22 protein-coding genes, 1 other RNA gene and 1 pseudogene are annotated in these 26,377 nt (G+C 59.7%); 18 read left to right on the forward strand and 6 right to left on the reverse strand.

All coding sequences use genetic code 11. The features are described 5' to 3' along the window. Positions 1–104: 104 nt before the first annotated feature. Positions 105–932, reverse strand: coding sequence for an HAD family hydrolase (locus tag AAAV44_RS02700; RefSeq protein WP_055286110.1), 828 nt, complete (start codon positions 930–932; stop codon positions 105–107). Between the two features lie 554 nt (positions 933–1,486). Between AAAV44_RS02700 and AAAV44_RS02705 the strand changes: the two genes are divergently transcribed. From AAAV44_RS02705 to ndk, 4 genes are all read left to right on the forward strand, one after another. Continuing rightward, positions 1,487–2,713 (forward strand): argininosuccinate synthase, encoded by a 1,227-nt coding sequence (locus AAAV44_RS02705; protein WP_349114431.1) that lies wholly within the window; start codon positions 1,487–1,489, stop codon positions 2,711–2,713. Positions 2,714–2,948: 235 nt separating this feature from the next. Beyond that, entirely contained in the window at positions 2,949–3,119 is a 171-nt protein-coding gene (locus AAAV44_RS02710) for a hypothetical protein (protein ID WP_349114433.1), read from the forward strand. Positions 3,120–3,237: 118 nt separating this feature from the next. Beyond that, a complete protein-coding gene (argH, locus tag AAAV44_RS02715; protein ID WP_349114434.1) occupies positions 3,238–4,668 on the forward strand; it encodes an argininosuccinate lyase in 1,431 nt (476 codons plus the stop codon). Between the two features lie 385 nt (positions 4,669–5,053). After that, positions 5,054–5,458 (forward strand): nucleoside-diphosphate kinase, encoded by a 405-nt coding sequence (gene ndk / locus AAAV44_RS02720; protein WP_006234152.1) that lies wholly within the window; start codon positions 5,054–5,056, stop codon positions 5,456–5,458. A 151-nt stretch (positions 5,459–5,609) separates the two neighbouring features. Here ndk and rpiB read toward each other — a convergent pair whose 3' ends face one another. Further along, positions 5,610–6,077 (reverse strand): ribose 5-phosphate isomerase B, encoded by a 468-nt coding sequence (gene rpiB / locus AAAV44_RS02725; protein ID WP_117762860.1) that lies wholly within the window; start codon positions 6,075–6,077, stop codon positions 5,610–5,612. Positions 6,078–6,348: 271 nt separating this feature from the next. On the opposite strand from rpiB, the gene AAAV44_RS02730 reads away from it, so the two are divergent. Continuing rightward, positions 6,349–7,668 carry an L-serine ammonia-lyase, iron-sulfur-dependent, subunit alpha gene (locus AAAV44_RS02730; RefSeq protein ID WP_349114435.1) on the forward strand — a complete coding sequence of 440 codons (1,320 nt, stop codon included), beginning with the start codon at positions 6,349–6,351 and terminating at the stop codon, positions 7,666–7,668. Positions 7,669–7,916: 248 nt separating this feature from the next. On the opposite strand, the gene AAAV44_RS02735 is transcribed toward AAAV44_RS02730, so the two are convergent. After that, complete coding sequence (locus AAAV44_RS02735) at positions 7,917–8,675, reverse strand: HAD family hydrolase (protein WP_349114436.1); 759 nt, start codon at positions 8,673–8,675, stop codon at positions 7,917–7,919. 315 nt (positions 8,676–8,990) lie between these two features. Here AAAV44_RS02735 and rpsA point away from each other — a divergent pair, with 315 nt between their 5' ends. From rpsA to AAAV44_RS02750, 3 genes are all read left to right on the forward strand, one after another. Further along, the gene (gene rpsA / locus AAAV44_RS02740; protein WP_022095232.1) at positions 8,991–10,157 is read left to right on the forward strand and encodes a 30S ribosomal protein S1; all 1,167 of its coding nucleotides are present in this window, start codon (positions 8,991–8,993) and stop codon (positions 10,155–10,157) included. A 340-nt stretch (positions 10,158–10,497) separates the two neighbouring features. Next, an RNA gene (gene rnpB / locus AAAV44_RS02745) (RNase P RNA component class A) lies at positions 10,498–10,859 on the forward strand. 229 nt (positions 10,860–11,088) lie between these two features. Next, a complete protein-coding gene (locus AAAV44_RS02750; protein ID WP_199411510.1) occupies positions 11,089–11,727 on the forward strand; it encodes a YigZ family protein in 639 nt (212 codons plus the stop codon). 68 nt (positions 11,728–11,795) lie between these two features. On the opposite strand, the gene AAAV44_RS02755 is transcribed toward AAAV44_RS02750, so the two are convergent. Continuing rightward, positions 11,796–12,242 carry a C-GCAxxG-C-C family protein gene (locus tag AAAV44_RS02755; protein WP_349114437.1) on the reverse strand — a complete coding sequence of 149 codons (447 nt, stop codon included), beginning with the start codon at positions 12,240–12,242 and terminating at the stop codon, positions 11,796–11,798. Positions 12,243–12,472: 230 nt separating this feature from the next. Here AAAV44_RS02755 and AAAV44_RS02760 point away from each other — a divergent pair, with 230 nt between their 5' ends. The 4 genes and pseudogenes from AAAV44_RS02760 to AAAV44_RS02775 form a co-directional block, all read left to right on the forward strand. Further along, complete coding sequence (locus AAAV44_RS02760; RefSeq protein ID WP_250787382.1) at positions 12,473–13,756, forward strand: O-acetylhomoserine aminocarboxypropyltransferase/cysteine synthase family protein; 1,284 nt, start codon at positions 12,473–12,475, stop codon at positions 13,754–13,756. A gap of 143 nt (positions 13,757–13,899) precedes the next feature. After that, the gene (locus AAAV44_RS02765; protein ID WP_349114438.1) at positions 13,900–15,204 is read left to right on the forward strand and encodes an MFS transporter; all 1,305 of its coding nucleotides are present in this window, start codon (positions 13,900–13,902) and stop codon (positions 15,202–15,204) included. A 158-nt stretch (positions 15,205–15,362) separates the two neighbouring features. Next, positions 15,363–15,941: a xanthine phosphoribosyltransferase gene (locus AAAV44_RS02770; RefSeq protein ID WP_349114440.1), complete on the forward strand. Its 579-nt coding sequence runs from the start codon at positions 15,363–15,365 to the stop codon at positions 15,939–15,941. Between the two features lie 150 nt (positions 15,942–16,091). Then, positions 16,092–16,403: pseudogene (locus tag AAAV44_RS02775) on the forward strand (peptide chain release factor-like protein); the annotation flags it as partial. Between the two features lie 86 nt (positions 16,404–16,489). Here the strand turns inward: AAAV44_RS02775 and AAAV44_RS02780 are convergent. Both AAAV44_RS02780 and AAAV44_RS02785 read right to left on the reverse strand, forming a co-directional pair. Then, positions 16,490–17,452 carry a diacylglycerol kinase family protein gene (locus tag AAAV44_RS02780; protein WP_349114441.1) on the reverse strand — a complete coding sequence of 321 codons (963 nt, stop codon included), beginning with the start codon at positions 17,450–17,452 and terminating at the stop codon, positions 16,490–16,492. Positions 17,453–17,538: 86 nt separating this feature from the next. After that, the gene (locus AAAV44_RS02785) at positions 17,539–18,960 is read right to left on the reverse strand and encodes a chloride channel protein (protein ID WP_349114442.1); all 1,422 of its coding nucleotides are present in this window, start codon (positions 18,958–18,960) and stop codon (positions 17,539–17,541) included. 210 nt (positions 18,961–19,170) lie between these two features. Between AAAV44_RS02785 and glp the strand changes: the two genes are divergently transcribed. From glp to AAAV44_RS02815, 6 genes are all read left to right on the forward strand, one after another. After that, a complete protein-coding gene (gene glp, locus AAAV44_RS02790; RefSeq protein WP_349114443.1) occupies positions 19,171–20,433 on the forward strand; it encodes a gephyrin-like molybdotransferase Glp in 1,263 nt (420 codons plus the stop codon). Positions 20,434–20,443: 10 nt separating this feature from the next. After that, complete coding sequence (locus tag AAAV44_RS02795; RefSeq protein WP_349114444.1) at positions 20,444–20,923, forward strand: MogA/MoaB family molybdenum cofactor biosynthesis protein; 480 nt, start codon at positions 20,444–20,446, stop codon at positions 20,921–20,923. Between the two features lie 203 nt (positions 20,924–21,126). Further along, the gene (gene modA, locus AAAV44_RS02800) at positions 21,127–21,996 is read left to right on the forward strand and encodes a molybdate ABC transporter substrate-binding protein (protein ID WP_349114446.1); all 870 of its coding nucleotides are present in this window, start codon (positions 21,127–21,129) and stop codon (positions 21,994–21,996) included. Between the two features lie 68 nt (positions 21,997–22,064). Then, the gene (gene modB, locus AAAV44_RS02805) at positions 22,065–23,507 is read left to right on the forward strand and encodes a molybdate ABC transporter permease subunit (protein ID WP_349114447.1); all 1,443 of its coding nucleotides are present in this window, start codon (positions 22,065–22,067) and stop codon (positions 23,505–23,507) included. A 3-nt stretch (positions 23,508–23,510) separates the two neighbouring features. Continuing rightward, a complete protein-coding gene (locus AAAV44_RS02810) occupies positions 23,511–24,581 on the forward strand; it encodes an ATP-binding cassette domain-containing protein (protein WP_349114448.1) in 1,071 nt (356 codons plus the stop codon). Between the two features lie 444 nt (positions 24,582–25,025). Next, positions 25,026–26,309 (forward strand): double-cubane-cluster-containing anaerobic reductase, encoded by a 1,284-nt coding sequence (locus tag AAAV44_RS02815; protein ID WP_349114449.1) that lies wholly within the window; start codon positions 25,026–25,028, stop codon positions 26,307–26,309. The last annotated feature ends 68 nt before the right edge of the window (positions 26,310–26,377 follow it).

Below are 26,377 nucleotides of genomic sequence, written 5' to 3' on the forward strand. Positions count from 1 at the left end.
TTCCGCACGAGCCGGAAAGCACTTAATGTGCTTTCCGAGCGAGCCCAGGACCTGACCGAACGAAAAACTTACCCGTCTCGCCCGGCCAGGCCCAACGAGCCACGTTAACGAGCCGCCAGGATGGCGTCGATGAGCGTCAGTACGCCCCCGTCGTTGTTGCTCGGAATGCGCCATTTGGCATGCGCGTTCATGTGCTCCTCGGCATTGTCCACGATAAAGCTGTGACCGACGCGCTCCAGCATGGGGATGTCGTTGTAGGTATCACCCACGGCGGCAGCATCGGCAATATCGATGCCCAGGTGCTCGCACAGGTGAGCGACGCCGGCGCCCTTGTCGACGCCCAGGTTCATAAAGTCGATCCACTCGCGCCCAGCGTTGGTGACGTAGAGCTTATCCGAGAACTCGGGGCTATAGGTCTCGCGGAAAGCGGGCTCGGCGTCGTAGCCGGGGAAGAAGACCGAAATCTTGTTGGACTCGAAATCAATGCCCTCAAAGCTGTCGACGTAGTTGATTGTGTTGTAGTAGACGCTGATCTCGTCGTGGTATTGATGGTCGCGGGCAAGCACGTAGAACTCGTCGAAGCAGCACAGGACGGGGACAGCGCGAGGATCCTCCGAGGCACGGCTCAAGACCTGCTGATACAGCTCCACGTCAATATTGCTCTTATAGATATAGCTGCCGCGATAGATCACGCACGCTCCGTTGTCGGGACAAAAGGCGAGGCGGTTCTTGATGCCCTCGAACATCTCCTCGAGCTTGGGGGCGGGACGTCCGCTGGCGGGGCAGAATACGATGCCGGCGTCGGCGAGCTTGTCCAGGCGCTCGTCAAGACCCTGGGGCAGCACACGCTCGTCGGTCAGCAGCGTCTTGTCCATATCGACGGCGAGAATCTTAATGTTGCCGATGTTGGCGTCCGATTCGTAAGTTTGCATAAAAATGCACCTTTCGTTTCGAGATTGTTTCAGACGTTATAACCATCAACTAGTAGTCGAGCGTATTCTCGCAGGAATGGCGCGTATTTGCACTGCAATTCACAAACTAATGAAAAAACTTTTCAGAAATTTGAATTTGTCGCTTGTGCTGCGGGCACTTTAGCGTAATATAGCGACCATCAAAAACGGAGACGGAAAAACAACCGCTTACCGAGGAAAAGGTACCGTTTACGATATTAGAATTGCGCTCGGCGATAGGTGAAAGGAGAGGCAGATGCAGTTCGTAAAGATCATCACCACTGCAGACAATGCCATCCGACGCCAGCGCGCAATTTCCCGACGACGATAACAATCGTCTCTGTCCGCATGGGGCGCAATGCCTCAACAGAGTCATTTTGAGGTCGTTGGGTTTTAGCACGACATTGCTGCATGTTTCTAGGGCATGTATGTGCTGATTTTTGCTATTTAACCTGATATTGCACGGTATATGACCTTGAAATGACTTGCAACTGACCGATGTTCTAACTAGCTACCAAGGGCGAAAGGAAACAGCCATGAGCAAGGAAATAGTCGTTCTCGCATATTCCGGTGGTCTTGATACATCTGTATGTGTCAAGTGGCTCCAGGACGAGAAGAATCTCGATGTCGTTTGTGTCTGCGGCAACGTGGGCCAGGAAGAGACCGGACTGGATGCCAAGAAGCAGAAGGCGCTCGACCTGGGCGTTCTCGATTGCCAGGTGCTCGACCTGCGCGACGAGTTCTCTGATGAGTTCCTGACTAAGGCCATCGCCGCAAACTCCATGTACGAGAACAAGTATCCGCTGCTCTCCGCCCTGTCTCGCCCGCTGCTTGCCAAGAAGCTCGTCGAGGTCGCTCACGAGTTTGGCGCCACGTATGTCGCCCACGGCTGCACCGGCAAGGGCAACGACCAGGTCCGTTTTGAGGCTGCCGTCAAGGCGCTCGACCCCGAGCTCAAGGTTGTCGCCCCGGTTCGCGAGTGGGATCTGAAGTGCCGTCCCGACGAGGTCGCCTATGCTCACGCCCACAACGTGCCGGTTCCCGAGGGTGCCAACGACAACCCCTATTCCATCGACGACAACCTGTGGGGTCGTGCCATTGAGTGTGGCCACCTGGAGGACCCCTGGAACGAGCCTCTCGACGACGCCTGGGTTATGACCAAGAATCCCGAGGACACGCCGGACACCCCGACCTACACCGAGATTGAGTTTGAGGCCGGCAAGCCCGTCGCCGTCGACGGCAAGAAGATGAAGCTCTCCGAGATCGTCATCGCCCTCAACAAGATCTCCGGCGACAATGGCTTTGGCCGTCTCGATTTGGTCGAGGATCGTCTGGTGGGCCTCAAGAGCCGCGAGTGCTACGAGGTTCCCGGCGCCCTGACGCTCATCACCGCCCACAAGGCACTCGAGGATATCTGCGTCGAGGGCGACCTGCTCAAGACCAAGATTAAGCTCGAGCAGGATTGGGCTACCGCCGTGTACAACGGCCAGTGGTACAGCCCGCTCAAGAACGCGCTCGATGCCTTTATGGCCGACACCCAGAAGTTCGTGACCGGCACTGTCCGTCTGAAGTTCTTTAAGGGCAACTGCCATGTCGTCGGCCGCAAGAGCCCCTTCAGCCTCTACGACTACGGCCTGGCTACCTACGACCGCGACACCACGTTTGACGAGAAGGCCAGCGCCGGCTTTATCGAGATCGATACGCTGTCGCTCAAGACGTGGGCAAAGGTCCAGGGCCCCAGCTCTGCTGCCGCCCAGGCCTAGCGCCTCCTTCCCTTGGTATCCGCGCGGCCCATCCGCGTGATACATAACGGGCGCACGGGGTCCCTACCTTTCGTTATGCTTGCTGACACTTCTTAACATCGGTGGCCCCTACGTTCCGCCCGCATATATGACGCCGCGCCTGCGGCTGAGTCCGAGCCCCGCCGGGGTTGTCCGGCGGGGCTCTTTCTATCAATTTGGCGGCTCTGCGCCTATATATATATGAGGAGTATCCATTATGTTCAATGCTTTCGCGCATGCTTTACTTGCCCTCGCGCCCGAGTTCGATGCTGTAAGGGTCGAGGACGTTCCTATGAGCCTAAAGGCCTGGATCGATGGTTCGCAGGGCAACATCCGGAGGGAGACGTTGGGCGCCAAGTGCATGGCGCGTCACTTCTTTGCAAATTAGCTACATGGCTCCGCTCACGGTGGGGAATGTGTAAAACTAGCGGTTGAAAAATCGCTTTAGCGATATGGCGCATTGCTTTGGGCGTTTGTTTTGGTATTTGGAGAAAGGGGACGGTTCCATGGCTCTTTGGGGTGGTCGTTTTGAGGCAGGCGTGGCCGAGGTCACGCAGGAGTTTGGCGCGTCGCTGCCGGTCGACAAACATCTCTATAAACAGGATATCGCCGGCTCTAAGGCGCATGCCAAAATGCTGGCGGCCCAGGGCATCATCAGTGCCGAGGACGAGCAGGCGATTGCCGAGGGCCTGACCGGAATCGAACAGGATATCGATGCCGGCAACTTCACCTTCGACATCAACGACGAGGACATTCATATGTCCATTGAGAGCGAGCTGACGCGTCGCATCGGCGAGGCTGGCAAGCGCTTGCATACCGGACGTTCGCGCAACGACCAGGTGGCGACCGACACGCGCCTGGGCGTCAAGGCGCTGGCCAAGGAGCTCATGGAGGCCAATCTAGAGCTGCGCCATGTGCTGGTGGATGCGGCTAAGAAGTACGACAAGGTGATTTTGCCGGGCTACACGCACATGCAGCACGCTCAGCCCGTGCTGCTGTCGCATCATCTGCTGGCGTATTCCTGGATGTTCGCGCGCGACTTTACACGCCTGAAGGCCGCCTTTGATGCCGCCGACAACTGCCCGCTAGGTGCTGCCGCGCTTGCCGGTACGAGCTATCCGCTCGATCGTCAGATGACGGCTGCCGAACTTGGCTTTGCGGGCGTGATCCTCAATTCGCTCGATGCTGTTTCCGACCGTGATTTCCTGCTCGATTTGCATTACGCTGGTTCCGTCATGGCCATGCACCTGTCGCGTCTTTCCGAGGAGATTGTGCTGTGGTCGAGCTCCGAATTTGGCTTTATCACGCTTTCCGACTCGTACTCCACCGGCTCGTCCATCATGCCGCAGAAGAAGAATCCCGACTTTGCCGAGCTTATTCGCGGCAAGAGCGGCCGTGTGTATGGCAACCTGGTGCAGCTGCTCGTGACCATGAAGGGCCTGCCGCTTGCTTATAACAAGGACTTGCAGGAGGACAAGGAGGGCGCGCTCGATACCGCTCACACGCTCATGCAGTGCCTGTCGGTTATGGCCGGAATGATTTCGACTTGGACCGTCAACGAGGATGCCATGGCGCGCGAGTGCGGCGTGGGTCACCTTGCCGCCACCGATGTTGCCGATTACCTGGCTAAGCGTGGTCTGCCGTTCCGTGAGGCGCATGCCGTGGTGGGGCATCTGGTTCTGATGTGTGAGAAGCGCGGCTGCAATCTTGAGGACCTACCGTTTGAGGTGTTCCAGGAGGCAAGCCCGCTCTTTGAGCGCGACATCACCGAGGCGCTCGACATCCCGTCGATTGTCGCCGCGCGCACGACCGAGGGCGGCACCGCTCCTGCCGCCGTTGCCGTGCAGCTTGAGCGCGCCGAGGCACAGCTCGTGGCTGACGAGGGCGTGTTCGGATCGCTGACCAAGGTCGTCGAGATGGGTTACGGGGCAAAGTAGAGGTTTGGCTGAAGCCGTTTTGGCCATTTATTGATAAATCGTTTTCGCTTTACGGGCGCCTGCTGATGTGGGCGCCCGTATTTTGTTGCTATGGGGGAGGGGCTTGTCGAGAAGTTCTGTAGGACCTTTGGGCAGGTTGTGAATGGGGTACGTTCGCGGGCGGCAACCGACCGTCTGCTCTGCTCGATGCGGTTGATGGGCAGTCGGATGGTACTCTAATCGGGCTTCGAAACAGAAGTGACACATATGGAACGCTTCAATAAATTGCAACGTTTCAATAAACAGCTTTTTGTTTAACTGCAGCTAAAACTCTGTTACGATGCAGTCCAGGCGGGTGCCGGAATGGGACTTGGGCACGCGCGAACCTACTTGAAAGGCTACTTTTATGGCTATCGAGAAGACCTTCATCATGATTAAGCCCGACGCCGTGCGCGACCGCAAAATCGGCGAGATTGTTGCTCGCATTGAGCGCAGCGGTCTTGTCATCGAGCGCATGGAGATGACCACGCTCGAGCGCGCTACCGTCGAGGAGCACTACGCCCATCTGGCCGACAAGCCCTTCTTTGGCGGTCTCTGCGACTTTATGACGAGCGGTCCGGTCGTCAAGATGGTCGTTTCCGGTCTCTCCGCTGTTGCTAAGATGCGCACCCTCATGGGCGCTACCAATCCGCTTGATGCTGCTCCTGGTACCATCCGCGGCGACTTTGCCGTCGATGTCAACGCCAACGTGATTCACGGCTCCGACTGCCTGGAGAACGCCGAGATCGAGATCAAGCGCTTCTTTGGCTAAACCAGCTTTGACTCCTTAAAGCTGTTAGCGTGTGGCTTGGGCGCCGCGGAACTCCATCCGCGGCGCCCTTTTATTCCAGAATCTATGAAGGGGCCCGCTCGGACATGAGTTCCGAGCGGGCCCCTGCTGTTAGCTTGTGGCACTGAATAGTTTAGGCTTCGTCGACGATCTTAAGGGCGCGCGTGTGATCGATCTCGTTGAGGAGGTTAACGCGACGCTCGTGACGACCACCCTCAAACTCGGCGTCGAGCCACTCGTCGACGATCATCTTGGCGAGCTCGGAGCCCACGACGCGGGCGCCAAAAGCGAGCACGTTGGTATTGTTGTGCATGCGGGAGAGCTTGGCGCTGAAGGGCTCGGAGCACACGACGGCGCGTACGCCCTCGACCTTGTTGGCAGCCAGGCTGATACCGACACCGGTGCCACAGATCAGGATGCCTAGATCGACGTCGCCGTTGGCAACGGCCTTACCCACCTTGTAGCCGGCGATGGGGTAGTCAAAGCTCTCGGAGGTGTCGGTGCCAAAGTTCACGACCTCGCAGCCGCGCTCCTTCAGGTGCTCGGAGATGATGTTCTTGAGCTCGACGGCGGCGTGGTCGTTACCGATACCGATCTTCATGGATAGTTCCTCTCTGGTCTGTGCGGCGAGATTGCTAAAGGTTTTACCGCGTTCGACTGCATGATAGCGCGACTTTTGTGTAAACGCTTGGGCGTTTTTTGGTCAAACGCTTTAGCATGCAACAAGACCGGTTTCTCATGAATGAATGCCGTCAGTTTGCGCCTGAAAGCCGTCTACCGGAACCCGGGTTGCGGTTTTTGATGCATTGTTATCAAATAAAAGAGCTAATTATTATTGAGAGCCCAGCCCGTTATACAAGTAGGAGATACCTATGCCTGCCGATTCCCTTCGTGATGCCGCGTTTCGCGATGTTTTGAACCGCGAGCTTGTCTGCGCGCTCGGCTGTACCGAGCCCATTGCCGTTGCCTATGCAGCGGCGCTGGCGAGCCAGACGCTCGGTTGCGAGCCCGATCATATGGATGTTGCCTGCTCGGGCAACATCATCAAGAACGTCAAGAGCGTGACCGTGCCCAACTCGGGCGGTATGCACGGTATTGAGGCCGCGGCCGTGCTGGGTGCCGTGGGCGGCGACGCTAAGAGCGCGCTCGAGGTGCTCGAGAGCGTTAACGATGAAGACCGCGCTCGCGTGGCCGAGCTCCTCGCCGACGCCGGCTACTGCGATGTGTCGCTTGTCGAAGGTGTGCCCAACCTCTACATCAAGGTGACTGCGACGGCCGGGGGCCATACCGCGGTCGTCGAGATTACCGATCACCACACTAATGTCACGTGCCATACGCTCGATGGTATTCCGGTATGCGGCAAGTCGGCGGGGGAGTGTGCCGCCTGCGCCGAGCGCGTGGTGGCCGAGCGTGCGGCGGATAAGGCCGATACCCCTATGAGCATTGAGTCCATCATCGACTTTATCGAGGACGGTGACATTGAGGACGCCCGCGCTGCCGTTGAGCGTCAGATTGAGCTGAATGGCGCAATCAGTGCCGAGGGCCTTGCGCACGCTTGGGGCGCCGAGGTGGGTCGTACGCTGCTGGGTGCTCGTGCCGATGACGTCGCCTGCCGTGCCCGTGCCCGTGCGGCCGCCGGGTCCGACGCCCGCATGAACGGCTGCGCGCTGCCGGTCGCCATTGTGTGCGGCTCGGGCAATCAGGGCATTACCTGCGCATTGCCCGTCATGGAGTATGCCGAGTACCTGCGTTGCGACCACGAGCGCCTGGTGCGCGCCGTGATGCTGTCCGATCTTATCGCCGTGCATATCAAGAGCTATATTGGTGCGCTCTCGGCGTTTTGCGGTGCTATTTGCGCCGCGTGCGGCGCCGGCGCTGCGATTACCTGGCTGTGCGGTGGCACGCGCGAGCAGATTGGCGCGACGGTCTCGAATACGCTCGGTAACGTGGGCGGCATCGTGTGCGACGGCGCCAAGGCGAGCTGTGCCGCCAAGATCTCGGCTGCCGTCGATGCGGCGATTCTGGGCCACGATATGGCTATGCAAGGTCGCGGCTTCCGCGCCGGCGAGGGCCTGATCCAGGATACCGTTGAGCAGACAATCGCCAGCATGGGCTACGTGGGCCGCGTGGGCATGAAGGACACCGACGTCGAGATCCTCAACATCATGATCGGCAAAACCCAGGTTTGTTAGTTACGCGGTTTTACCAAACCGCGTAACCAGTCGACGCTGCAAGCCCGCCAGAGCGGCAATCTGCCTTTCAACTTCGGCGGCATGACCAGAAGGTCAATGCCGCCTTGTTTCAAGGCACCTTGCTCGCTCTGGCGGGCTTTCGCTGTCGTTGCCAAAACATCGGCGCCATCTTTGTAATGTGAAAAGGGGCTGAACCTTTGTCACATTCGGTCTGCGGCGTTATTTTGTTTGGAGCGAGCGAGGGGGTTCTATGACAGTTCGTCGGCTATTTGGTGCTCGTAGAAGGCTTCGATTACGGCGTTGAAGTCGCGGGCGAAGTCTTCCATGGTACCGTGCCAGGTGGCTCGGCTGGGCTTGCCCTGGCCTACATAGGCAGTCTGAATGCCGCAGGCGGGGCTGGGGAAGTCGCGTTTGGGATCGTTGCCCACCATAAGGACCTCGTGTGGCTCGAGCCCCATCACCTGAAGCTGCTCTAGATAGTAGGTGGCATCGGGCTTGCAGCGGGTGGCGTTTCCCATGTGCGTGACGAGCTCAAAGGGAGCGTCGGCCAGGTCGCCCCAACCCATGCGGCACTCGATGGCCCCCTGGGGAAAGCTGGGGTTGGTAAAGAGCGCGCAACGCAGCCCTGCGTCCTGTACGGCCTGGAGCGCGGCGTGTGCGCCCGGCATGGCGTGGGCGTTGATGATATCGTCGTTCTTGTGCGGAAGAACTTCGCGCTCGTAGTAGGTAAACGCCTCGTAGATGATGGGGTCGGACAGGCAGATACCGCACCTGCGCTCGACCTCGGTGCGGTAAAACTCAAGATTGGTGCGATTGTCCGTGCCGCTGCGACGATTGGCGTTGAGATCGACCAGGATGGTGCCGAGGCGTGCCATCGTGCCACCGCGGCTGCGGCGCCCGATATCAGCGAGCATCGATGAGACATCCTTAAAATAGCGAAGGATAAACGCGTTGAGGTTGATGCTAAGAAGCGTCTCGTCCATATCGAAAACGACTGCTTTGAGCACGCGGGCACCTTTCTCGTAAAATCGATCCAGAATCGTTGGCTCCGGATACTTTACCCCAAAGCCGAATGCCTGGCTGGTTATCATCAAGTTGCGGAGACGTGTGTTCATAAGATTACGAAAAAGTCTCCACACGAGTAAAAAATCGCAGTTCACGCTTGAAATCGAACTCATTTCCCCGTAACCTATACGAACGTGATTGCATAAGCGTCACATTAGTATCTGTCGGCTCCCGAGTGTTCCTAAACGTTGTGTGCTTGTCGCACCCTTCTGTAGGTCCTAGCAATCGGGGCCCCGTAGTTCGAAAGGGGTCCACCTTTGAGTGAGATTCAGAACTCGTCCATTTTCTCTCTTGACGATGTCAACGAGGAGGAGATGAACAACCTCATCGACGGTACGATTACCGACTTTGATGAGGGCGATCTCGTTAACGGCACTGTCGTTAAGATCGAGCATGACGAGGTGCTCGTTGACATCGGATTCAAGTCCGAGGGCGTTATCCCGGTCCGCGAGCTGTCCATCCGCAAGGACGCTAACCCTGCAGACATCGTTGCACTCGGTGATCCCATCGAGGCTCTGGTTCTCCAGAAGGAGGACAAGGACGGTCGTCTGGTCCTGTCCAAGAAGCGTGCCGAGTACGAGCGTGCTTGGAACCGCATCGAGGAGAAGTTCAACTCCGGCGAGAACGTCGAGGGCGAGGTTATCGAGGTTGTCAAGGGCGGCCTGATCCTCGACATCGGCCTGCGTGGCTTCCTGCCTGCTTCCCTCGTCGACCTCCGTCGCGTCAAGGACCTCACCTCTTACATGGGCACCCGCATCGAGGCTCGCGTCATCGAGATGGACCGTAACCGCAACAACGTCGTCCTCTCCCGTCGCGTCGTGCTCGAGGAGTCCCGTAAGGCCGAGCGCTCCGAGATCCTGTCCAAGCTCAAGTCTGGTATGCGTCTCCAGGGCACCGTTTCCTCCATCGTCGACTTCGGCGCCTTCGTCGACCTCGGCGGTATCGACGGCCTCATTCACATCTCCGAGCTCTCCTGGAACCACGTCAACCATCCTTCCGAGGTTGTCAAGGTCGGCCAGGAGGTCGAGGTCGAGGTTCTCGACGTCGATCTCAACCGCGAGCGCATCTCCCTGGGTCTCAAGCAGACCACCGAGGATCCGTGGCGTGCACTGGTCAAGAAGTACCCCGTCGGCGCTATCGTCGAGGGCACTGTGACTAAGCTTGTCCCGTTCGGCGCTTTCGTCGACCTGGGCGAGGGCATCGAGGGCTTGGTGCACATCTCCGAGATGGCCAACAAGCACGTCGATCAGCCTTCTCAGGTCACCCACGTGGGCGACAAGGTTCAGGTCAAGGTCATGGAGATCGACCTCGACCGTCGTCGTATCTCCCTGTCCATGAAGTCCGCTGCTGAGACTCTGGGCGTCGAGATCGAGGTTACCCCGCTTCCTTCCGAGAAGAAGGACGAGGAGACCGACGCCGAATAAATCGGTTTGACGATCACTTGTTTTAAGGGATCCGTCCGCAATGGACGGGTCCCTTTTTGCATTTGCTGCTGAGGCGCGCGATGCTACCCGTGCGCAATGCTGCCCGGGTTGTCTGTTTGCTATTGGATTGTCGGTGCGTGAAAAATGCCGACATCCCGCCTCGGGGAGGAGGCGGGAACGCACCGAGTAGACGGAGGGGTGCGGAGCGCGGTCGCGTCTCGACTGACGACGTTGCCCATCGACAGGACCATTGTAACGCATGGCGGTTCTTGGTTTATTGTGTCGAACGTTTGCGTTGTGCCATTGCCTGCGGCAACGGTGTGTTACACTCTTGCACTGCTGAGTGGGCCAGACGGTCGCGCGATGTGCTGCTTGCAGTACGCGTGAGGAAAGTCCGGGCTCCAGAGGGCGGGATGCCGGCTAACGGCCGGGCGGAGCGATCCGACGGAAAGCGCCGCAGAAAAGAAGACTCCCACCTGCGCCGCAAGGCGTAAAGGGAAAAGCTGAAACGGTGGTGTAAGAGACCACCAGCGTCGTGGCAACACGGCGGCTTGGCAAGCCCCATCCGGAGCAAGCGCGAATAGGAACGCTATGGGCCGGCCCGGTCCGCGTTCGGGTAGCGTGCGTGGAGCTGCACGGTAACGTGCAGACAAGATAAATGACCGTTCACGACAGAACCCGGCTTATAGGCCCACTTGGCAACTATGTTGACGCTGCGAACCCGTCAGCGCGGCAATCTGCCTTTCAAGCCTTCGGGCATGACCATGAGGTCAATGCCCTCGTCTTTCAAGGCACCTTGCTCGCGCTGACGGGTTCTCGCTTTCGTTTACGGAATCATCGGTGTTGCCGTTCTATTTACCGGGGTTACCGGTACGGCCTTTGCCGTATTATTGAGGCTGTTTGTTGCCGCGCTTAGTTTTGTTGAGGGGCTTTGTTGGACAGCTATTTTACTCTGCAATCGAATATTGAGGCTTCGGGCGAGTTTGTGGACCGCAAGAGCCGGTTTATTGCGCAGCTGGTCCATATTGAGTCCGAGGATGAGGCGAATGCCTTTATCGAGATGGTTCGCAAGCGTCATTACGACGCTCGGCACAATGTTCCCGCGTGGATTTTGGTCGATGGACGCGAACGCCAGAGCGATGATGGTGAGCCGAGCCGCACGAGCGGGATGCCGACGCTCGAGGTGCTGCGCGGTGCGGGGCTCAAAAATGTTTGCTGCGTGGTGACGCGCTATTTTGGTGGCACGCTGTTGGGACCTGGTGGCTTGGTGCGCGCCTATACCGCGGCGACGCAGGCGGCGGTGGCCGCGGCTCAGGAGGCCGGGCAGATCGTCGAGATGACGAGTGTCGTGCCTGTTGACGTGCATGTGGCCTATCCGCAGTACGAGCAAGTGCTTCGTTTGGCGCAGGATTCGGGTGCCAAGGTTTCGGATACCGATTACGCGGATGCCGTGACACTTCACTTGGTGTTTAAGGCGGGGGAGCAGGAGCCGTTTTGCGCCAAGATGCGCGAGCTTATGGCGGGTCGTGAGGAGATTGAGGTCGGCGCTCCCGAATTTGCAGAGTTCTAACGGCGACGGCCGGCGTGCTTTTGGATGGATCCCAAGCGCGCCGGCCGTCGTTTTTCTGTTGCTGCCGTTTACTCGGCGAGCTGCTTTAGCACATCGCAGGCGATCTCGACGGCATCGTCGATACAGCCGGGGCAGCTGCGGAGCGGACCCTTATCCGATCCGATGCCCTTGAGCGTGCCGCAGACGGTCGTCGTGTTCTTCTCGCCAAATCGCTTGGCAATCTCGCGCGACAGCTTGTAGGTCTGGCCTTTGGTCTTGGGGTTCTCCATGCCGTCGCTCATTACAAAGCCCATGATGGCAACAGCGCCCGAGATGGCGCCGCAGGTCTCGGTCATGCCACCCATGCCGGCGCCAAAGCCCTCGGTGAGGGTAAAGGTGGTCTGGGGGTCGAGCCCGACGGCAGGTGCGAGCGTGCAGGCAACGGCCTGTGCGCAGTTAAAGCCGCGGGCGTGGTATTCGGCAGCCTGAGCCTGGCAGGCGGCGGTGTCGAGCTGGGTGGTATCGATCTGCTTCATCGTTGTCTCCTTGGTCACGGTGTACCCGCCTATGGTACCCGTGACGGGGCATGTAATCATCGAGAGCTTCATGTATGCCTCATTTTTATCTATCGAGCAAATGCCCAAGGCTTGAGATAAATACCCCTAATCAATTTGTCCCATAACCTACCTTGGGGATGGGTTGAGAGGGGTGCAGGGTAGCGGTATCGTGAACCGAACGAAACGTAACCCAGGCAAGGGAGCTAGATATGAGCGAGCAGACCATCGGTACCACATGTGTTCAGGGCGGCTATCACCCGGGAGATGCGGAGCCGCGCCAGGTGCCCATCTACCAGTCCACCACGTGGAAGTACGACACGTCGGAGCACATGGGCAAGCTGTTTGACCTGGAGGAGTCTGGCTACTTCTACAGCCGTCTGCAGAACCCCACGTGCGATTTGGTTGCCGCCAAGATCTGCGAGATGGAGGGCGGCACCGCAGCGATGCTCACGAGTTCGGGCATGGCTGCGAACTTCCTCGCGATCTTTAACGTTGCCGGTGCCGGCGATCACGTGGTCGCAAGCTCTGCCATTTACGGCGGTACGTATAACCTGCTCGCCCACACCATGGGCCGCATGGGCGTGACCTGCACGTTCGTCGCCCCCGACTGCACCGATGAGGAGCTGGAGGCTGCCTTTCAGCCCAACACAAAGCTCGTCTTTGGCGAGACGATCGCAAATCCCGCCCTTGCCGTGCTCGATATTGAGCGCTTTGCCAAGGCCGCACATGACCACGGCGTGCCGCTGATGGTCGACAACACCTTCCCGACGCCCGTGATGTGCCGTCCCTTTGAGTGGGGCGCCGACATCGTTACGCACTCCACCACCAAGTACATGGATGGACATGCTGCTTACCTGGGCGGCGTGATCGTCGACCACGGCCAGTTTGACTGGATGGCCCATGCGGACAAGTTCCCGGGTCTCACCACGCCTGACGAGAGCTACCATGGCGTGACCTATGCCGAGAAGTTCGGTCGCGAGGGCGCCTTCATTACCAAGGCCACCGCGCAGCTCATGCGCGATCTTGGCCCCATGCAGAACCCGCAGGCGGCGTTCTTCTTGAACAGCTCGCTCGAGAGCCTGCATGTGCGCATGCCGCGTCATTGCGAGAACGGCCTGGCCGTTGCCAAGTTCCTGCAGAGCCATCCCAAGGTGCGCTTCGTGAGCTATCCGGGCCTGGAGGGCGACAAGTACTATGACCTCGCTCAGAAGTACATGCCAAACGGTACCTGCGGCGTTGTGAGCTTTGGCTTTAATGGTGGTCGCGCGGCGGCCGAGACCTTTATGAAGAGCCTCAAGCTCGCCCAGATCGCCACGCATGTGGCCGACGCCCGCACCTGCTGCCTGCATCCCGCTAACGCTACGCACCGCCAGATGAACGATGAGGAGCTCATCGCCTGCGGTATCTCCGCCGACATGGTGCGCCTGTCGTGCGGCCTCGAGGACACGGCCGATCTGATTGCCGACCTTGAGCAGGCGCTCGAGCAGTGCTAGGCTAGCGTTCGCACAAGGCGCCGATGCTGGCAGAAAGCTTCGGTGGCCTTTCGTTCCGATTCCGTAGGCGGGACCCCAATCGCGGCTGTTTGCAGGCGATCGGGGCCCCGTTTTTTTGCGTTAGGCCACTCGAAAGGATGGATATGGAGAAAACTGCAGAGCAGCTGCGCCGCGAGCACATTGCTCTAGAGGGCGACACCCATGGCAAGAACAAATGGGCGATTCTGTTTACCGTGCTCATCATGACGTTTATGGTGTGTCTGGATTCGACCGTCGTGACCGTGGCGCTGCCCGTGATGCAAAAGGAGCTGGGCGTGGGCCTCGACCGCATTCAACTGGTGAGCTCGGTGTACCTGCTTGCGACATGCGTGGCTATGTTGCCGTTTGGCCGTCTGGGCGACGTGCGCGGCAAGGTGAATGTGTTCCAGCTGGGCGTCATCGTCTTTTCGGTCGGTTCGCTGCTGTGCGGCCTTTCGGCCTCGCTTGAGGTTCTTATCCTAGCGCGCATTGTTCAGGGCGTCGGTTGCGCGGCGGCCATGGCTAACAACATGGGTATCATCACCGAGTCGTTTCCGGCGCGCGAACGAGGCCGTGCCATGGGTATTCTCGCGACCTTCGTGGCCCTCGGCATGATGTGTGGCCCCGTGCTCGGCGGCATGCTGGTGGCAAGCTTTCCCTGGGAGAGCATCTTCCTCATCAACCTGCCCATTGGCGTGATCTCGTTTATCGTGGGACTCTACACGCTGCCGCATGTTAGGCCAGAGGCCGGCGAACGTCCCATGCCCCTTGCCGAGGCCGCCCGTCGCTGCTTTGCAAATTCGGCCTTCACCATCAACCTTGGCTGCATGCTCATCGTGTTCGTTGGTATTGGCGCATCCGAGTTTATTCTGCCGTTCTATTTTCAGGACGCGCATGGGTTTGGTTCCGACATTTCCGGATTGCTCTTTTTGGCGCTGCCGATGGTGAATGCCTTTATCGGCCCGCTTTCGGGTACGGTTTCGGACCGTGTTGGCTGCGAGGGTCCCACGGCGGTCGGCCTGGGCGTGTACGTGTGCGGTCTCTTTGCGGTAAGCACGCTCAACGAGCGCTCTTCTATCCCTGTGATCGTGTGCTGCGTCGCATTTATGTCGTGCGGTACGTCGATTTTCCAGAGCCCCAACAACTCGCTGTATATGGGTTCGGCTCCGCGCGAAGCGCTCGGCTTTGCGGGCAGCTTGGGCAGTTTGGCGCGCTACGCCGGCATGGCACTCGGCATTACGGTGGCGTCGCATATCCTGTATGGGCAGATGAGCGTGGCGATGGGCGAGGCCGTGACCAGTTTTGTTGCAGGTCGTCCGGATGTGTTCCTGTTTGGTTTCCGTTCGGTGTTCTACGTGTTGATGGCTGTGGCCGCTGTGGGCTTTGCGCTCGCCATGGTGCGTTTGGTGAGGGTGCGCGCCCGCCATTAGCTTGTGGAGGCAGGCTTGCCGCGAATCGGCCCATCTACTGGTCTTGCGGCTTTATGGTGCGATGCGGCTTGTGGGACGGGTGGGGGTCGGTCCGTGGTAGACTATCGAACAACGTTTATTAATCGCGCGGTATCGTTGCCGCGAGAAGGGGTTGCGCCATGCAGGAGCTTGAGGATCGTATTCGCCATGACGGCATCGTAAAGGCCGGTAACGTCCTTAAGGTTGATGCCTTCCTCAACCACCAGTGCGACGTTGAGCTGTTTGACCACATGGGTGCCGAGTGGGCCCGTCTTTTCGAGGGTGTCGAGATCAACAAGATCCTGACGATCGAAGCTTCGGGCATTGGCATGGCTTGCATTGCAGCCCAGCATTTTGGCGGCGTGCCAGTGGTCTTTGCTAAGAAGGCGCAGTCCATCAACCTCGACGGCGAGCAGTATGCCACGACCATCTATTCCTTTACCAAGCAGAAGGAGTACCCGGTTATCGTGGGTAAGCGCTTCCTGTCCGAGGGCGATAAGGTCCTGATTATCGACGACTTCCTGGCCAACGGCTGCGCGCTCGAGGGCCTTATCAAGATCTGCGAGGCTGCGGGTGCCGAAGTTGCCGGCATTGGCATCGCCGTTGAGAAGGGCTTCCAGGGCGGCGGCGATAAGCTCCGTAAACGCGGCTTCCGCGTTGAAAGCCTAGCCCGTATCGCCGATATGGACTGCGATACCGGCGAGATCACCTTCGCCTAAGCGCGCAACACAAGCGATTGGTATGCGATGTGACAAAGGGACTTTCCCTTTGTCACATTTTTTATGAGGGGAGGTATTGATATGGATGAGAACAAGATGGGATGGCGCGAGTATGCGCGCTATGCCGAGATGTCGGTCGAGGAGTTGGCGCGCGATTGCGAGGTGCAGGTGTTTCGCGCGACGGGTCCGGGCGGACAGGGCGTGAACACGACGGACTCGGCGGTGCGCATGAAACATATCCCTTCGGGGATTGTCGTGACGGCGCGTGAGAGCCGCAGCCAGTTTCAGAATCGCGCGAGCTGTCTGCGTAAGCTGCGCGCTGAGCTTGAGCGTCGCGGGCGTCCACCGCGCCGACGCGTAAAGACCAAGGTGCCTCAGCGCTCTCGCCAGCGCAGGCTCAGCGACAAACACTTCAATGCGATTAAAAAGGCCAACCGTCGCAAACCGGGCAGCGACGAATGATCTCCTCATAAGTTGCGGTGAAATAGGGACTGTTTTGCGGCTTTAGATGCATAAACAGTCCCTATTTCACCGCAACTTAGGTGGGGTTAGCGGGTGGGGTGCCAGACGTGGAGGGCGCCGGCGAGGACGTCGACCTCGATGCGCGAGGCGACAACGGGCTCGCCGTCGGCCTGGATGGGGTAGTCGGGCTCCTCAAAGGTAAGCTCGGCATGGCGACAGCGGCGCATGCGAACCGGTGGCAGCTTGGTATGGTGGCCATCTTTGGCCGAAAGGAACATGGGAAGCGCGACCGCGCGCGGAACGGGGCCGCAGGCGTAGCAGACGTCGAGTATGCCGTCGCACGGGTCGGCGTCGGGACAGATGCGATAGCCCGAGCCATAGGTGGGTCCCAGCTGGATGGCCATGATAATCGCCCGCACGTGCTCGGCGGGCGCGCCATCAAAGCTGATAGTCATGGGGTAGTTGCGATAGCGCAGGCCAAACTGCTCAAGTCCTGAGAGGGTGTAGAGCGGAGCGCCCGTCAAGCCGGTCTTTTTGCGCAGCTCAGTGGTGCCCAGACCGATGGCGGCATCGATCCCGACCGAAAGCGTTTGGTCGTAGTACTCAACGGAAGCCTCGCCGCTACCGCTTGCGGGGTTCCACGAGCGAATGCGCCCGATGTCCTGACGCTGCAGCTCACAGGTGAGCAGCGCGCCAAAATCCTTGCCGGAGAAATCGTCGATGCCGAGCGTCTGGGCAAAATCGTTGCCGGAGCCCACGGGCAGGACGGCAAGAGCGGAGCGGGCGTCCTCCTTTTGTGTCATAAGCCCGTTGACGATCTCGTGGATTACGCCGTCGCCGCCGAGTGCGATAACGGTGCGATAGTCCGTTGCTTGGGCGGCCAGCTCCTTGGCGTGTCCCATGCGCTCGGTTAGCACCAAGTCAAACTGGGATGCGCGCGCGGTCATATCCAAAAAGCGCTGCAGGCGCTCGGCAACCTCATGCGCGGCGCCCGACTGGGCGGCTGGGTTGGCGATGATGAGCGTGCGACCAAAATCAGTTGCGTGCATGGGGCGACTCCCGGCGTGTGACATGGCAGTGCGGTCGCGCTCAGGGCGGATTGCCCCCGATTGTGGCTGCACGGCGATTATTACATCTACTCTATCAGGTCGTTGTGGCGCTCGATAGCATCCGCTACCGTACCGCCCTCATCCACAATAAGCGAACGGCGCTTGGGTGAGATGATGCGCTGGGCGGGGTATACGCCGCGGTGTCCGGCGGTTAGGTAGCTGATAAAGGCCACGATGACAAAGAACCCGGCTGCCGTGCCGTGGAACAGGTCGATGGCCATCATGCAGGTGGTGATGGGCACGTTGAGGCCGGCGCAGAACACGCCGAGCATGCCGAGAGCCGCCAGAAAACTGGGATCGAGCCCGGTAAGGCAACCGATCCAGCCACCGAGTGCCGCACCGATGCCAAACAGGGGCGTGACCTCGCCGCCTTGGAAGCCCGCGCCCAGGGTAAGCGCTGTGACGACCAACTTGATGGCTGCGTCCGCCAGGGTGGTGTTGCCTGCAAAACCGGCGCCGGAAAGCCACGTGGAAAGGCCGGCGTAGTCCCAGGCGTCGAGGAGGGCATAGGCGGCCAAAACCACGAGTGCGCCTATGAGTGCGCGAACGAGGTAATTGGTGATAAAGCGACCGTACAGGCTCTTGACGGTTCGAACCGACCAGGCAAAGAGGCGTGCCGTCAGACCGAAGATAATGGCGCTGATAACAACGATGACAACCGTCCGTGGTGTCATGTTGGGAACGCTGGCTATAACATTCGCTTCGTACTCGGTTCCCAAGGCAAGCGACGTAAAGTAGCCGGTAAACGAGGCGACCAGGCAGTAGATGCCCGCGTTGTAGTCGATTTTGCCGATAAAGCACATCTCCATGCCAAAGAAAGCTCCGGCAAGGGGCGAGCCGAATACGGCGCCAAAGGCCGACGAGATGCCGGCGAGCATGAGGTCGTGGTGATCATGCTTTTTGAGGTGTGCGAGGCTCGAGACGTTGCTGGCGATGGTGCCGCCAATCTGCACCGCAGCTCCCTCGCGACCGGCCGATCCGCCCGTTAGGTGCGTGAGCGTGGAGCAGACGAAGGTGAGGACGGCCATGCGCATATGGATGAGGCGTGTGCCCAGGGCGGAGTCAATGACCAGGTTGTTACCGCGTTTGGCGGCAAGACCGTGGTTCTTGTAGACCCACGCGGTGGCAACGCCCACGATGGGGAGCAGGGCGTACACCCACGAATGGTGCTCGCGATAGTCGGTCGCGATATTCAACGAGGCCAAAAACGCCCAAGCGGCAACGCCCATGGCGAGCGAGACGATGACGACGAGTACGAGTAACTTAGCGCTCGCGAGTAGGTTGCGGGCGTTGCGGCGCGTGTCGGCAGCCAAGAGCTGCTCGGAGCGGGTGATCTGATGCCTGCCTGCCGTGATGATGTCGTTCAGGGAGAAAAAGCCGCCGTCGTCGAGCGGCTGGGAATGATCCTGCGCCTCGTTTGCGCTTTCGGGTTTGTCGTTATGAGCCATACGTTCCTCTTTTAGGTTGCAACGCAAGCATTATAAAACGCGGCAAACGCGACGAGCCGGTGGGTTGGTTTCCATTCTGTTTCGCAGCCTGCAACCGACAGGTGTATTTGCGGGTACAGGCCGAGTCGCGGTCGTGCGTCGGGGGATTATACTGAGACAAGCATAAAGAATCGGCGCCCCTGTTGTGCGCCGTGACATTAAGAGGTGCATATGGCAGAGAAACTCATTCCGCTGGATGACGCACTGTCGATTGTCCTGTCGCACGTTGCTCCGACGGATCTCATCGAGATTCCCGTGTGGCAGGCGGCTGGTTTTCCCTTGGCCGAGGACGCGGTGGCCGATATCGATATCTCGCCGTTTGCCAACAGCGCTATGGACGGATATGCCGTGCGCTCGGCGGACTTGGCACAGGCATCTGGCGAGGCGCCGGTGACGCTCGACGTTATCGGACACGAGGCCGCGGGCCATGTGTTTGAGGGCGCAATCGGCGCGGGCGAGACGGTCCGCATCATGACGGGCGCGCCGGTACCCGAAGGCGCCGATGCCGTGGTGAAGTACGAGATCGTCGATGTGCTCGACGGTGACGGCAACGAGGGCTCGCGTGTGGGGTTCTCGGCGCCGGCCAAGGTGGGGGAGAACGTTCGCTCTGCCGCCGAGGAGGCCCATGCCGGCGACGTCGTGATGCGTGCTGGCGAGGTTGTGGCTCCGGCGGGCGCCGGCTTGCTGGCAAGTGCCGGATACGCGAGCGTGAAGGTGCACGCTGCCCCACGTGTGGGCATCATCTCGCTGGGCACGGAACTGGTCGCACCGAGCAAGGTACCGGCGCGCGGTCAGATTCGCGATTCCAACTCCTCGGCGCTGATGGCCGAGGCACTCGATGCCGGCGCCGAGCCCGTATTCTACGGCATTGCGCCCGATGATGAGCAAGCGATCGCCGAGCTGGTGCATCGTGCCGTGCAGGAGTGCGATTTTGTCATTACGAGCGGTGGCGCCTCAGCGGGCGATTACGATTTCGTGACGGCGCTCGTCCGGCGCGAGGGCGAGGTGCTGTTTGACCGCATCTCGATGCGTCCGGGCAAGGCCATCACGTTTGGCTTGCTTGGGGGTAAGCCCTACCTGGGGCTTTCGGGCAATCCGGCCGCGGCGTATGTGGGCTTTGAGATGCTTGCCCGTCCGGCGATTCGCAAGATGCGCGGTTTTGCCGAGGTTGCGCGTCCCGTGCAGCAGGCGACGCTCACACACGGCGTGAAAAAGCGACAGCATCGCCGCTTCTTCGATCGCGCCACGGTTTTGCGCGACCCCGAGACCGGTGAGTTGTTGGTGACCGAGGCTAAGACACAGAATTCGGCGCTGCTTGGAACTATGCAGCGTGCGAACTGCCTGTTGCGTATTGACGAAGGACCGTGCGAGCTCAAGGCGGGAGATGCCGTGGACGTTGTTCGCGTCGACCTGCCCGAGGGCGCCGTGTTGTAGGAGGAATGCTATGGAGCTGAAGATATCGATCGTGACGTGCTCGGATACGCGTGATCTTGCTCAGGACGAGGCCGGAGCCGCACTCGAGGAACTTATCGAGGCGCAGGGCTGGATGGTCGCCTCGCATGTGGTCGTGCGCGACGACGCCAGCGAGATCGGTGATGCCATCGTGGAGGCCGCCGATGAGTGCCACGCCAATGTCGTGCTCACCTGCGGCGGCACGGGGCTTTCGATGCGCGACGTGACGCCCGAGGCGACGCGTGCCGTCTGCGACCGCGATGTGCCGGGTATTGCAGAGGCAATCCGCGCGTATTCGATGACCAAGACGCGCCGCGCCATGCTCTCGCGTGCTATTTGCATGCAACGAGGTCATACACTTGTCGTAAACTTTCCCGGTTCTACGAAGGCCGCCCGCGAAAGCTGGGAGGCCATAGCGGACCAGCTGGAGCATGCGGCTCAGATGACAGCGGGCGGCGGACATACCAACTAAGCGGTTTACCTGCGGCGGGGCGACCTTATCGGTCGCTCCGCTTTTGTTTTCCGCCGAAGCGACACCGAGGTGCACGGTAACTTGAAACTATATTCTCTGGAGAGAATAATTTCTCATAATCATTATTCGCGCAGAAGTATAATCTGATTGCAGATTAAAGCCCGCGGTGGGGTACCCGGGCACAAGATCCGAAAGGGTTGAATATGTTCGATATGGTTTCACGCCGCGGTTTTGTCTCGCTTTCTGCTGCCGCCGGCCTTGGCCTTGTCGGCTGCTCGGGCAACAAGACGTCCGAGCCCGCTGGTTCCGATGCCGGCTCCGCCAAGTCTCCCTCTAAGAAGAAGGCTGTCGAGCTGCAGGTCTTTGCCGCCAACTCGCTCGAGAAGGCCTTGCCCGAGGTCCAGGAGCTCTACACCGAGCAGACCGGCACCACGTTTGCCGACACGCAGTTTAAGGCGTCCGGCGACCTCGTCGAGCAGATGCGTGCCGGCGCCACGGTCGACGTGCTCATCACTGCTTCCAAGGGCACCATGGATGACGCTGAGACCGCTGAGCTCGTCGACACCGACACCCGCGAGGATATGTTCGTCAACGACCTCGTGATCATTCGCGCCGAGGGCTCCGACACCAAGGTCGAGGCCATCGCCGACGTCGCGAGCCTGGACGGCAAGATCGCCATTGGCGACGCCAAGACCGTCCCCGCCGGCAAGTACGCCAACCAGGCCCTGGCCTCCGTGGGCCTCTATACCGGCACCGAGGGCGACGACGGCGAGTATGCTCCCGAGATCGCCGACAAGGTCGCCCTGGCCGACAAGGTTGGCACTGCTGCCGCCTATGTGTCCACAGGCGACTGCGTGGCCGGTTTTGTCTACAGCTCTGACATCTACCGCTACGATGGCATCGAGGAGGCCTTCGTTTGCCCCGAGGATTCGCACAAGCCCATCGTGTACCCGGGTGCCGTTGCCGATGGCTCCGAGCACGCCGACGAGGCCAAGGCGTTTATCGACTTCTGCCTGTCTAACAAGAAGGCTCAGAAGATTTGGGCTAAGTACGGCTTTGAGCTTTCCGCGTAGTGCGGCTTGGCGCGATAATTCCATCGTTTTGTGTTTCACTCCGTCCTTGTATTCGCTTGGAGCTTTTCGTGCTTAATAGATTCCGCATGCTTGTCGCCTGTGCTTTGATCTTCGCGCTTTGCTGGGTGCCGGGATTTGCGTTTGCTGGGGACGCTGAGGATGGGGCCCAGGTTGCTGCGACCGCTCATGGGCTTTCCTATGGGATCGAGGGTTTTGAGCGGTTGGCCAAGGGGACCGCTCGTGCCATGGAGGGCCAGCCTAAGGGCTACCGGTTTCCCGTTGACGAGGACGTGGACCTTGTAGTGGCGCCTGCTGCCGATCGCGTTGTGGTGTGGATATCGCCCAAGGCGGTCGAGAAGTATGGATTGGATCCGCAGGATAACGAGTGCGTATCGGGTCTCAAGGCCCTCGTCTGTAAGCTCGACAGTGCAAACTGTATGGGAGGTGCGCAGCTAGGGGACGTGGATCTTCCTTGGTATGTCACGCCGGAAACAACGTTTGAATCCGGCGGGTATACCTATGGCTTTGACGAGCGCGGTGCGGATGGGGACCGCTATGTGGTGATTACATCAGCCTCGGGTGATGCCAAGGGCGGCGCGCGTTGGCTTGATAGCGCTCAAATGGTAGAGGCATCGTCTGTCGTGTTGCGGGATGAGCGGGGGCCCTTGGCCTCTTCGGCCTCCTTATTGGGCGGCATCGACTACCGACCGTTTTGGGTGTCCATTAAAACGAGTGGCCTTGCCCTGCTGATCTCCTTTGCACTGGGCCTGTTCGCCGCGTGGAAGACTATGGGTACCTCGAGCCGCGTGAAGGGTTTGCTCGATTCGGTCTTTACGATTCCTATGGTGCTGCCGCCCACGGTCTGCGGCTTTCTGCTCCTCATGCTGTTTGGCCGCTCGACCGGGGTGGGTCAGTGGCTCATCGCGCACGGCGTCTCGATCGTCTTTACCTGGCCCGCGGCGGTGATATCTGCCGTGGTGGTGTCGTTTCCCCTGGTCTACCGCACGGCGCTCGGTGCCTTTGAGAGCCTTGACACGCAGATGCTCGATGCGGCGCGAACCCTGGGCTGGTCCGAGCGTCGCATCTTCACCAAGCTTATGATGCCGCTTGGCTGGCCCTCGATTGCCGCCGGCACGGTGCTCGCCTTTGCCCGCGCGATGGGCGAGTTTGGCTGCACCCTGTTCTTTGCGGGCAACTATGCCGGCATTACGCAGACCATTCCCATTGCGATTTACTTTGAATGGATGGGCGGCAATACGTCGGTGGCCCTCTTTTGGGTCGTGGTCGTAATAACGTTTAGTTTCCTAGTCATCCTGTTCATCAACATGTACACCGCTCATTCGCAAAAGTATCGCGAGCGGGGCCTTGCCCGTGCGGAGCGCAAACAGGCCAAAGATCTCACCGGACAGGGCGATTCGCTCGACCCGGCGGGCGGCGATGCGCTGCGTATCGATCGCGAGGCGCTGACCGAGCTCATGCGCGATGATGCCGCTTTGCAGGGAGGTCGATAGGCCATGTCGCTCGTTCTGGATATCAAAAAGCGCTATTCCGGCTTTATCCTCGACATGCAGCTCGAGGCCGGCGAGGAGCGTGTGGCGCTGCTCGGTGCCTCGGGTTGCGGCAAGAGCTGCACCTTGCGCTGCATTGCCGGTGTGGAGACGCCCGACGAGGGCAAGATCGTCGTCAACGGCGTGACCTTTTTTGACTCTGCGGCGGGCATCAACCTGTCGCCCCAGGAGCGAAAATGCGCCCTGCTGTTCCAAAACTATCAGCTGTTTCCCAACATGACGGTGGCCGATAACGTATGCGCCGGCGTAAAGGACGCGGGCGACGCCGCCGCGCGCAAGCAGCTTGCCGAGCGCTACCTGGGCATTTTTGGCCTGGCCGATTTTGCCGACCGCTATCCCGCGCGCCTCTCGGGCGGCCAGCAGCAGCGCGTGGCGCTTGCCCGCATGGTGGCGGCACACCCGGGCATCTTTATGTTCGACGAGCCCATGAGCGCACTCGATGCGTATCTTAAGAGCGCGCTCGAGCAAAACATGCTCGACCTCTTTGATGTGTGCAACCGCACCGTGCTCTACGTGAGCCACGACATCGACGAAGCGTGCCGCCTGTGCCAGCGCATCTGCGTGATGCACGACGGGCATGTTGAGGAGATCGGCTCCGTCGAGGACGTGGTCCGCCGTCCGCAGACGCTGGCGGCACTGCGCCTGACGGGCTGCAAGAACACAAGCCGGGCGCGCAAGATCGGGTCTCAGGAAGTTGAAGCCCTGGACTGGGGCATGACCTTTAACGTGGGCCATGAGGTTCCCGATAACGTGACGTACCTCGGTATTCGTGCGAGCTACTTCCATGTTGACAATCGCGCGGAGCGCGGTCGCAACAGCTACGATTTGCACGTGGCCCGTGTGAGCGATTCGCGCTTTGAGCGGCTGGTGCTGCTGGACGTGCCGCGTGCTGATGCGCCCACGCGTCTGCAGTGGAAGGTGAATAAGGTGAGTGTACCCGTGGAAGAGCTGCCGCAGGTGGGTGAGACTCTGCGCATGCATTTTGATGCAAGCAGGATTCATCTCGTTTGCCGATAATGCGGGTGCGATGCGGTCGAGGAGGTAGTCCTCGACCGCTTTGTTTTCACTTCGCCGTTCGCCGATTTCTACATGACTAAACCTTATCAGTCTGATAATTAATTATCAGACAGCGAGATGCTCACATCCCAACGTTGTCGTACGCGTGTCGGCGGTGTTCGTCTTGACGACAACCGTTGATATAGTTACCTTCGACGAGAAAAGGAGGGCGCGCCGATGCTGCAGAAGACATATTCGCGTCGCGTTGCCGCGCGCGCCCTGTATATGGCTCGGAGCCGCATATGAGCAGGTATGTTCACGGCTCCGGGAGAGACGACGCACAACTAAATAATCGACCGCAAAGCTGGTTCCCCAAAATTCCGGGTTTGAGCACGGCTGGGTTTTCGCCACCCACCGTGCAGAAATACCGTAGCTATTCATTTTTGGTTCGAGAGGGGAACCGTCATGGCTGAAGAATTCGATTTCCATCCGATGTGGGAGAGCCTCGGCATGAATCTTTCCGACCACGACATGCTGCTGGGCGCCGTGGGCCAGATGTACGGCGATATGTTCCTGACGCAGAACAATCGCCCCAAGTCTACGTCCTACCTGGATTTTGTCGCCACCAACATCCACAGCGGCCGTATTAAGGAGATGCTCGACAAGAAGGAGGCCGGCGAGGCCACCAAGATCGTCGGTTCGTTCTGCGTCTACGTGCCCGAGGAGATCGTGCTTGCCTGCGATGGCATCCCCGTGGGCCTGTGCTCGGGTGCCGACTGGGCAACGGACAAGGTCGAGGAGCACTTGCCGCGCAACACCTGTCCGCTCATCAAGAGCTTTGCCGGCTTTAAGCTGGGCGAGGTCTGCCCCTACATTGAGTCGAGTGATCTGGTGGTGGGCGAGAACACCTGCGATGGCAAGAAGAAGGCCTACGAGTTCTTTGCCACGCAAAAGAACATGTACGTCATGGATATTCCCAACGTGCATGACGAGTCGACGCTCGTGACCTGGAAGGCCGAGGTTAAAAAGCTTGCCGCCAAGATTGAGGAAGAGTGCGGCGTCAAGATTACGCCCGAGCGCCTGAAGGCTGCCATCCACGCCGTCAACGAGAAGCGTCGAGCCCTGCAGCGCCTCGCTGCCACGCGCGCTGCCGACCCGGCGCCCATCAGCGGTCTCGATAGCCTGCTGACCGTGCAGGCCGCCTTTATGGATGACACGCCGCGTCTGACCGGAGCCATCAACGAGATGGCGGCTGAGTGCGAGCAGCGTGTCGAGGCCGGCGAGGGCGTGGCGCCCAAGGGGACCAAGCGCATCCTGTACACCGGCACGTCCATGGCCGTGCCCAACTGGAAGCTGTTCAACCTCATCGAGAAGGCCGGCGGCGTCGTGGTGGGCGAGGAGTCCTGCACGGGCTCGCGCTACTACAAGGACCTGGTCGACGAGTCCGGCGAGACGGTCGACGAGATGCTCGATGCCATCGCCGAGCGCTACTTTAAGATCAACTGCGCTGTCTTTACGCCCAACGACCAGCGTATGAAGGACATTGTCCAGATGGCCAAGGACCTGCATGCCGACGGCATCGTCGACGTGGCCCTGCAGTTCTGCACGCTCTACGAGATGGAGTCGTTTGCCGTGGAGAAGGCCGCCGAGGAGGCCGGCATTCCATTTATGCACATCACGACCGACTACGCCGGCGAGGATGCCGGTCAGCTCCAGACCCGCATCGAGGCCTTCCTCGAGACGATTTAGCCGCACCTGCGCTAGGCCGTGCCGCCGGGTGTTCCTATCCGCGCGATAGGGATTTCTCTGTTGCCATG

It is taken from the genome of Collinsella sp. CLA-AP-H1, assembly GCF_040092945.1.
GTDB lineage: Bacteria > Actinomycetota > Coriobacteriia > Coriobacteriales > Coriobacteriaceae > Collinsella.